Here is an 8,671-nt window from a genome sequence, read left to right on the forward strand (position 1 = left end):
GACGCCATGAATCGCACCGCCAAATCTCGGGTCGGCTGGCTGATCGCCGACATCCTGGTCGTGCTCTACGCGATCATTCCGCTGCTGTGGATCATCAGCCTGTCGTTCAAGCCGGCGAGCAGCGTGACCGACGGCAAATTCATCCCGACGCAGTGGACCCTGGAGAACTACTCGGGGATCTTCCAGACGAGCGCGTTCACCTCTGCGCTGCGTAACTCGCTCGGTATCGGCCTCATCACCACGCTGATCGCCGTCGCGATCGGCACGATGGCCGCCTATGCGGTTGCGCGCCTGGACTTTCCCGGCAAGAAGCTGCTCGTCGGCGCTGCACTGTTGATTGCGATGTTCCCCCAGATCTCGCTGGTCACACCGCTGTTCAACATCGAGCGCAGCATCGGACTCTTCGACACCTGGCTCGGCCTGATCCTTCCGTACATCACGTTTGCTCTGCCGCTGGCCATCTACACGCTGTCGGCCTTCTTCCGGGAGATCCCGTGGGAGTTGGAGAAAGCGGCAAAGATGGACGGCGCCACGCCATTTCAGGCGTTCCGTAAGGTCATCGCGCCGCTCGCAGCGCCCGGTGTTGTGACCGCGGCGATCCTGGTGTTCATCTTCGCCTGGAACGACCTGCTCCTCGCACTGTCGTTGACCTCGACCGAGCGGGCGATCACCGCTCCCGTCGCGATCGCGAACTTCACCGGCAGTTCGCAATTCGAGGAGCCGACCGGCTCCATCGCTGCTGCGGCGGTCGTCATCACCATCCCCATCATCATCTTTGTGCTCTTCTTCCAACGTCGAATCGTCGCCGGCTTGACCTCCGGCGCGGTGAAGGGATAGTCCCCATGGCAGAGATCGTGCTCGACAACGTCAGCAAGAAATACGCGGACGGCACTGTCGCCGTTCACGACTTCACCCTCACGATCGCCGACGGCGAGTTCATCATCCTCGTGGGGCCGTCGGGCTGCGGAAAGTCGACGACCCTCAACATGATCGCGGGTCTCGAGGACATCAGCAGCGGCGACCTGTACATCGGTGGAGAGCGGGTCAACGACAAGTCGCCCAAGGACCGCGACATCGCCATGGTCTTTCAGAGCTACGCGCTCTACCCGCACATGACGGTCCGACAGAACATCGCGTTCCCGCTCACCCTGGCGAAGCTGCCCAAGGACGAGGTCAACAAGAAGGTCGACGAGGCCGCCAAGATTCTCGATCTGACTCAGTACCTCGACCGCAAACCGTCGAATCTATCCGGCGGCCAGCGCCAACGCGTCGCCATGGGGCGCGCGATCGTGCGGTCGCCCAAGGCATTTCTCATGGACGAGCCGCTGTCGAACCTCGACGCCAAGCTTCGCGTGCAGATGCGCACCGAGATCTCACGCCTGCAGACGCGGCTGAGTACGACGACCGTCTACGTCACGCACGATCAGACCGAGGCGATGACCCTCGGTGATCGCGTGGTGGTGATGCGCAACGGATACGTCCAGCAGGTCGGAGCACCCAACGAGCTCTACAACAACCCGGTCAACGTGTTCGTCGCAGGGTTCATCGGTTCGCCGTCGATGAACTTCTTGCCGGGCACCCTGAGTGCCGACGCGATCGACACTCCGCTGGGACGATTGGTTCTCGACGACCACGATGCCATTGCGGCCGAGGCGAAGAAGGAAGGCAGCAACGGCGAGGTGCTGATCGGCATCCGGCCCGAGCAGATCGAAGACGCTTCGCTCATCGACCCGGCCGTGAAGGCGCGTGGCACGACGTTCACCGCCGACATCGACGTTCTCGAATCGATGGGTTCGGACAAGTACGCCTACTTCACCATCGATTCCGGCCGCGCAGCCAACGACGCCCTGGCCGAACTGGCGGCGGATTCGGGCTCAGACCTCGGCACCGGTGAGATGGTCGCCAGGCTCTCGCCGGAGTCTGCGGTGACGAAGAACTCGCGTGCCGAGTTGGTGTTCGACACCGACAAGATCGCCGTGTTCGACCAGCAGTCGGGAGTGAGCCTGCGCCGCAGGTGATCGCCCCCGCTGGTCGAGCCTGTCGGGACCACCGCTGGTCGAGTGCCATCCGCTGGTCGAGCCTGTCGAGACCACCGCTGCTCGAGCGCCCACCCGCTGCTCGAGCATCAACCCGCTGGTCGAGCCTGTCGAGACCACTACCGCCGGCGGCGCTGCGACTGCTCGCGGAGCTCCTCGATGATCTCGTCGTCCCAGATGTGCCTGCGCACAAGGCGATAGCGTTCGCCCGCGACCCACATGTAGAGCTCGGCGTCGTCGGTGATGTCCGGCCGAACCTCGGCGCGGCGTGCCATGCGGACCACCGGTAGAAACTCTTCGCCGAACCACCGGCGCGCGACCTCGGGCCTGCTCAGGAACTCTCCGACTTCCTGGCTGAGCCGAAAACCCCACGCCTCGACGGCTTCTGCCAGTTCTGCGTAAGAGAACGGGTCGGACAGGCGCACGGCATCCGCCTGCGCGCCCGCGAGGGGAACGCGTGCGAGAAAGAGTCGACGGTGGTCTTTGAGCACGAGGTCGGACGGAGCGTTGATTCCGTCTGGTGTGATGCGTGTGTGGATCTCGGTGACGTAGGCGTCGATCGTCTCGAGATGGCGGGCGATCGCGATCGAGACACGATGATGGCCGTCGATCACGAAGTACATCGATCCGATCGTGTACAGCAAGACCGGCGGCACCGACTCGCCCCGACGTTGCGCGGCGGCAAGACGTTGCCAACGTTGCCGGATGCGCGACGACGTCGGGCGAAAGTACTTGTCGAAATCCTTTGTGCGGTCGACACTTCCGACGATGTCGCGCACGTTGACCTGCTGCAGGCCCAGGTTGGTCTCGCCGGTTCTGCCCAGTGCGCGCACCACTTCGTCGAACGGCAGGATCGTGTTGACGTCGGCGGGTTGGCGGGTGAACCAGTGCGTGAGACGGGCCAGTTCGGCCTGGCGCCGCATGCGCGCGAAGTCGTTCTCGGCGTCGGCGTCGGGAAATCCGGTGTCACGCGCCATATCGTCGCCTCACGATCGTGAAGTCGCGGTGCCCGGGATCGATGTCGAACTGGCAGTATCCGACCACGTTGACCGATGTGGTGTGCGTGCCGATCGCCTTGTCGGTCGGGTGTCCGCCGTAGGGATGTACGTGTCCGTGCACCAATAGCGTCGGCTCGAGATCGTCGACGAGCGGGTGAAAGCAGGCGAAACCCCTGTGCGCCGGATCGTCTCCGTCGCCGACGCCCTGCGCCGGGCTGTGCGTCAAGACGATGTCGGGCCGACGCCGCGTCAGGTGTGCACCGACGCGAACTCTCCAGCTGCGCCACCGCTGTTGAGCCTCGGTGTACTGGTTCGGGCCGTCGTTGTAGCGAATTGAGCCGCCGAGTCCGCTGATGCGCAGCCCGGCAGCCTCGACGGTCCGTCCGTCGGCGTTGAGGGCGCCGAGCGGGCCGGGGTCTGCTGCGGGCAGTCCGGCGCGCAGCCATCCGGTGCGCGATTGCCGATAGCCGCGAAGGTCCGGGTCGTGATTTCCCGGCACGTATACGGCGGGAACGTCGTAGGTCGCCATGAGGCCGTCCACATACTTGAACGGGAGGTCGCCCGCTGCGACGATCAGGTCGGGGCGACCCTGAACGCCGATGCCGAGAACGAGGGAGTCGACCACCTCGTCGGCGACAGCAAGAACACTCACCATGTGAGTCAGCGTAAGCCCGGAGCGCGGCGCACGGTGCCGAGCTCCTAGAAGCTGGCGTGCGGGGCGCCGATTCCCGGGTCGATCCGCACCGGCCCGTCCTTGGAAGGCGCGACCGGAAAGTCGAAAATCGCGGTCGGAATGTACACGGTCGCACAGGAATTGGGAATGTCGACGACTCCGGACAGTCGCCCCTCGATCGGCGCAGAACCGAGAAGCAGATAGGCCTGTTCGGGGCTGTATCCGAACTTCGTGAGGTACTCGATCGCGTGCAGACATGCCCGTTGGTAGGCGAGGTCGGAGTCGAGGTAGCGCTGCTCGCCGTCGAGCGTCACCGACGTGCCCGAGAAGGCGATCCACTCCGAGTACTGCGGATCGGTGTTGCCGGGCATGAAGATTGCATTCTCGGTGACGCCGTAGGTCTCCATGCCGCCCTTGATCAGGTCGACGTGCAGATCGATGAAGCCGCCCATTTCGATGGCCCCGCAGAAGGTGATCTCACCATCGCCCTGCGAGAAGTGGAGATCGCCGAACGACAGGTTGGCGCCCGGCACGAAGACGGGATAGAAGACGCGACTGCCCTTGGTGAGATTCTTGATGTCCTGATTGCCGCCGTTTTCACGAGGCGGTGCCGTTCGTGCAGCCTCTGCGGCGACTCGATCGAACTCGGCCCCGCTCAGCGATCCGAGGATGGCGCCGTCCGGTTCGGGTGGAAGTGCCAGTGGCGGAACACGTTCGGGGTCGGTGGCGATCAGCGCGCCCTCTCGCGCGTTCCAGGTTGCCAGCAACTGCGGGCTCGGGGCCGTGCCCATAAGGCCCGGATGCACGATTCCGGTGTACTTCACATGCGGCACATGGCGACTCGTCGCACGCTGCCCGGCGAAATCCCAGATCGCTTTGTACGCGTCGGGGAACTGCTCGGTGAGAAACCCTCCGCCGTTGAGCTTGGCGAAGATGCCCGTGTAACCCCAGCCCTGGCCTGCGAGCGGACCCGAATCCTCCTGGGGGATGGGACCGACGTCGAGAATGTCGACGATCAGCAGGTCGCCGGGTTGCGCCCCTTCGATAGCGAACGGTCCGGAGAGTGTGTGCACGTTGTTCAGCGGCGCGTTGAGGATGTCATCGGCCGAATCGTCGTTGTGGATCGCGCCGTCGAACCACTCGCGGCAGTGCGCGCGAAAGGTGTCGCCCGGTTTCACCGTCACCGCAGGCGGAATATCGGGATGCCACCGGTTGTGGCCGACGATCTGCTGCGCGGTGAACGGCTTCGATGAGTCCAACGAGAAGAGCAACTCCGGCATGACAGCCTCCTGGTGGCGCGACGGTGCAGTGCCTTTCGAGATCCCGCGACGCACAGGTCGCGCTATGGTCTGCACATGCCAACCTACGTCTTCCGGTGCCGGCAGGCATGCGATGACGTCGAACAGGTGCACTCGATGCTCACTGTCCCCGACGACGTGGAGTGTCCGGTCTGTTCGGAGCGCGCTCGACGAATCGTCACCGCAGCGAGGCTCGGCGTCGGCGACAGTGCTGCCATGCGGGCACATGACGCGACGCGCGCGACTGCGGACGCGCCGACGGTGGTGTCATCGGTGCCCGGTTCGCCTCGACGGTCGACGCCGGTGACCACCAACCCGCTGCACCGGCGGCTACCGCGTCCCTGAACCGCCCGGCTACCGTTGAGTGTCGTGAGTCCTTCCGTCACCGACACCGTGCACGAATATGTCGTCTCCGAACTCGGCGTCGAGCCGCAGCGGGCGTCTGTGACCTTCCTCGGTGTCGAGCCGATCGACGTCGAACGATTCGCACTCGACGACGACGTGGTGTTCGTGACCGTCGGGTGCGCTCGTCATCCGATGACCGACCCCAGTGACATTCATGCCGACCCGCTGCGCGGCCCGCGCGTCGAGCTCGTGGTGCGGATGCACACGGGGGTTGCGATGCCGGGGCTGCACCGACGTTTGGCAACCGTCGCCGCGGCACCGGCGGTCGAGGGGCTCATCCTCGCACCGGACGCACTCGTCGATCTCGGCGAGCCCCTCTGGGATGGTGCGCCGTTCACCGCACTACTGACCGCTGCCGACGACCTCGGCGAGGTGGTGCTTCCCGACCCCATGGAACCGGTGCGGTTCCTGCGCGCCATCCCGATCACGGCGAACGAAGCCGCGTGGGTGCGCCTCAAGGGAGCCGACGCCCTGCGCGAGGCGTGGGCAGAGGCGAGCATCGACATCGCCGACGCGAGGCGTTCGCCTGCCAGCATGTGACCCGGTGAATCGAGGCGGCCCTTCTGTCTAGGCAGCCGGGGGCGGCGCTTACAGCCAGTGACTTCGCCGGAACGTCGCCCACAGGGCGCCGCAGATGAGGAACATCGTCAGGCAGAGAATGCCGAAGCCCTGCCGGTCGTGCATGCCGGGCAGGATGTCGAAATTCATTCCGTACAGGCCCGCGACCATCGTCGGCACCGCGGCGATTGCCACCCATGCCGAGATCTTGCGCATGTCGCTGTTCTGCTGGATGCTCACCTTCGTCGCGGCGGCGTCGAGTAGCGAACTGAGGACCTCGTCGTATTCGACGACATGCTCGATCACGGTGCTGAGGTGGTCGGACACATCGCGGAACTGGCGTCGAATCTCTTTGGGCACCAACGTGTTGTCCGACGCCAGCCGTGACAGCGGGCCTGCCAGCGGTGTGACCGCGCGGCGCAGTTCGAGAACCTCGCGGCGGAGCAGATAGACCGGTTCGATGTTGAGCCAACGCTGCTGTCGGGAGAAGACGGTGCTCTCGATCGACACCACGTCGTCCTCCATCCGTTCGGAGACGGCGAGGTAGGAGTCGACGACCTTGTCGGCGATGGCGTGCAGCACGGCGGTCGGTCCGAGCACGAGGCGTTCTGGTCGGGCTTCGAGTCGTCGACGCAGATTGTGTAGATGGGTGTGGTCGCCGTGGCGAACGGTGATGACGAAGTCGCGGCCGGCGAAGACCATGATCTCGCCGGTTTCGACGACCTCGCTGGCCTTCTCCATCGACTCGTGCTCGACGTACTTGACCGTCCGGAGCACGAGGAACTGCGTGTCGTCGTAGACCTCGAGCTTGGGACGTTGGTGAGCGTGCACCGCGTCCTCGACGACCAGCTCATGCAGGCCGAACACCTCGCCGACGCCGGTCATCTGCTCGTCGTCGGGCGCGGCGAGTCCGAGCCACACGAACCCCTTGCCGGTCTCGCGTACCTGCGCGAATGCGTCAGCGTAGGTGATGCGCCCCGGCTGTCTGATTCCGTCGACATAGACCGCGCAGTCGACGACCGCCCGTGCGACGGGGACCGGAATCCGGGGGAGCGGACGCGCCCCACGCGCGTTCCGTGCACCTGGGCGGAGGTTGGGCATTGGCACGAGGTGGATGCTACTCGTGCAGGGGCATCGTTATACCGTGAGAGCCGTGCGGAATCGTGTGTGGGCCACCGCTGTCGTCATTGCGGTTGCGACGGTTGTCACCGGGGTGCTCGCGGGATGTTCGGATTCGTCGCGTGACTCCGCGTCGTCGAGTCGGCTGTTGCATCTCGGCTCGGCCGACGACCCTGCGCTGCGGGTGATGGCCGAGATCTACGCGGGAGCATTGCGCGACGTCGGTGCACCTGTTGCAGATGACTTGATCCGCGGCGACGACACCGCATTGCTCGACGAGATGGATCGCGCGCGGGTCGACCTGTTTCCCGCGTTCAGTGGCGAACTACTCACCTCGCTGGCACCGAAGGCCACGGTCACGTCGTCGGACGACGTCTACGAAGAGCTCAATCGCTCTCTGCCCCAGAGTGTTTCGGTGGGCGATGCGACACCCGTCAGTGCGACACCACAGGTCTTTGTCGCGACGTCGCTGGCGCAGTCGAGCAATGTCACCGATCTATCGGAGTGTGGGCGACTGCCCGAGGGGCTACCCGTCGTTGTCGTCGGACGTCCGGAGCCCGCGGATATGGCTGCGTTCGCAGCGCAGGGTTGCCGCTTCGGTGCGGTGGAGTCGGTCGGATCGGCCCGCGAGGTGATCGCACGAGTCGGGACGGCGCGGGCTGTCGGAGTGGTGACGGCACTCGACGCCGCGGTCGCTCTCGACCCCGCAGCGCCACAGATCCAGGCGCTCAGAGTCCCCGCGCCGACGCAGGACGACGCGGGACAGCCGTCGACCCCCTCCAACCCGGCGACTTCACCTCAGTCTCCGACTCCGTCTCCGCAGAGCGGTCCGCGCGCGCAGAATCTCGTGCCGGTGTATCGGACCGCCGCGCTGACCCGCAGCGAGGTCAAGCAGATCAATCGTGTCGCGGGGGAGATCACCACCGCCGATCTGGCCGAACTGGCACGACGCGCAGACGCGGGCGCCGAACCACGCGACCTCGCGGTCGGGTGGCTCGGCGAGCACGGCCTCTAGTTGGAGCGGGGCAGGAGGTTTCGTCGCCCAAACCACGTTGCCCAACCACGTCTGCCACGCCACCGGGGTGTGGTGGCGGGGTGTAGACGGGTTGCAGCACAACCTGATTCGACGGTTCACCCAGGCTAGGGGGTTGGCGCGTCGGTCAGGTGACCGTTGGTCAGGCGGCGTCGGACAACGGTGGGTCGACGCCTCCGGGTGGGTCGACGCCGCCGATGCGGTTGGGGCCGCCTGGTGGGGCGGGACCTGTTGGCGCGTCCGGGTCTGTGGGTGGCTCGGGGTCAAGTTCGAGTGGCGGTAGGTTCCACCCGATGTCGACCCGCGAGCTGAGGCGCACGGTGTCGCCGGAGGGCATTGCGCCCACCAGAGCGAGCTCGACCCGCCCGGCGGGCGGGTTGGACACTAAGGGCGGAGGCACAATCGCGGTGACGGTTATGTCTGTGTCTTTGTCGGTACCAGCCGCGCGTGCCGCGGCGGCGGCCTCGTTGCTGATGTGTTCGGCGGCGAGGTAGTCGTGGAAGTCGGCTTTGACGTCGGCGATGCGGTTGATGCGTTCGGGATTCTCCGGC

At 65.5% G+C, this 8,671-nt stretch carries 9 protein-coding genes and 1 pseudogene; 5 read left to right on the plus strand and 5 right to left on the minus strand.

Going from position 1 to position 8,671, the window contains the following annotated elements; translation table 11 throughout:
• Positions 1-6 precede the first annotated feature (6 nt).
• Both A5788_RS20850 and A5788_RS20855 read left to right on the plus strand, forming a co-directional pair.
• Complete coding sequence (locus tag A5788_RS20850) at positions 7-837, plus strand: carbohydrate ABC transporter permease (protein ID WP_049699506.1); 831 nt, start codon at positions 7-9, stop codon at positions 835-837.
• 5 nt (positions 838-842) lie between these two features.
• Positions 843-2,018, plus strand: a complete 1,176-nt coding sequence (locus tag A5788_RS20855) for an ABC transporter ATP-binding protein (RefSeq protein ID WP_049699505.1) — start codon at positions 843-845, stop codon at positions 2,016-2,018.
• Between the two features lie 137 nt (positions 2,019-2,155).
• Here A5788_RS20855 and A5788_RS20860 read toward each other — a convergent pair whose 3' ends face one another.
• From A5788_RS20860 to fmdA, 3 genes are read right to left on the minus strand one after another with little or no spacing between them, the layout of a single operon-like run.
• Positions 2,156-3,013 carry a ParB N-terminal domain-containing protein gene (locus A5788_RS20860; RefSeq protein ID WP_064870443.1) on the minus strand — a complete coding sequence of 286 codons (858 nt, stop codon included), beginning with the start codon at positions 3,011-3,013 and terminating at the stop codon, positions 2,156-2,158.
• On the minus strand, positions 3,003-3,689 hold the full coding sequence (locus A5788_RS20865) for a metallophosphoesterase family protein (protein WP_064870442.1): 687 nt from the start codon (positions 3,687-3,689) through the stop codon (positions 3,003-3,005). The genes A5788_RS20860 and A5788_RS20865 overlap by 11 nt, the downstream gene beginning before the upstream one ends.
• Before the next feature lie 44 nt (positions 3,690-3,733).
• Positions 3,734-4,987 carry a formamidase gene (gene fmdA / locus A5788_RS20870; RefSeq protein WP_064870441.1) on the minus strand — a complete coding sequence of 418 codons (1,254 nt, stop codon included), beginning with the start codon at positions 4,985-4,987 and terminating at the stop codon, positions 3,734-3,736.
• A gap of 75 nt (positions 4,988-5,062) precedes the next feature.
• Between fmdA and A5788_RS20875 the strand changes: the two genes are divergently transcribed.
• The gene (locus A5788_RS20875; RefSeq protein WP_049699501.1) at positions 5,063-5,350 is read left to right on the plus strand and encodes an FmdB family zinc ribbon protein; all 288 of its coding nucleotides are present in this window, start codon (positions 5,063-5,065) and stop codon (positions 5,348-5,350) included.
• Between the two features lie 24 nt (positions 5,351-5,374).
• Positions 5,375-5,950, plus strand: coding sequence for a suppressor of fused domain protein (locus A5788_RS20880; RefSeq protein WP_197494579.1), 576 nt, complete (start codon positions 5,375-5,377; stop codon positions 5,948-5,950).
• Between the two features lie 48 nt (positions 5,951-5,998).
• On the opposite strand, the gene A5788_RS20885 is transcribed toward A5788_RS20880, so the two are convergent.
• Positions 5,999-7,069 carry a magnesium and cobalt transport protein CorA gene (locus tag A5788_RS20885; RefSeq protein WP_049699499.1) on the minus strand — a complete coding sequence of 357 codons (1,071 nt, stop codon included), beginning with the start codon at positions 7,067-7,069 and terminating at the stop codon, positions 5,999-6,001.
• 13 nt (positions 7,070-7,082) lie between these two features.
• Here A5788_RS20885 and A5788_RS20890 point away from each other — a divergent pair, with 13 nt between their 5' ends.
• Entirely contained in the window at positions 7,083-8,102 is a 1,020-nt protein-coding gene (locus A5788_RS20890; protein ID WP_064870438.1) for a glycine betaine ABC transporter substrate-binding protein, read from the plus strand.
• A gap of 160 nt (positions 8,103-8,262) precedes the next feature.
• On the opposite strand, the pseudogene A5788_RS24135 reads toward A5788_RS20890, so the two are convergent.
• Positions 8,263-8,671, minus strand: a pseudogene (locus A5788_RS24135) (HNH endonuclease); the annotation flags it as partial.

This window comes from Gordonia sp. 852002-50816_SCH5313054-c (assembly GCF_001665925.1).
Classification (GTDB): Bacteria; Actinomycetota; Actinomycetes; order Mycobacteriales; family Mycobacteriaceae; genus Gordonia; species Gordonia jacobaea.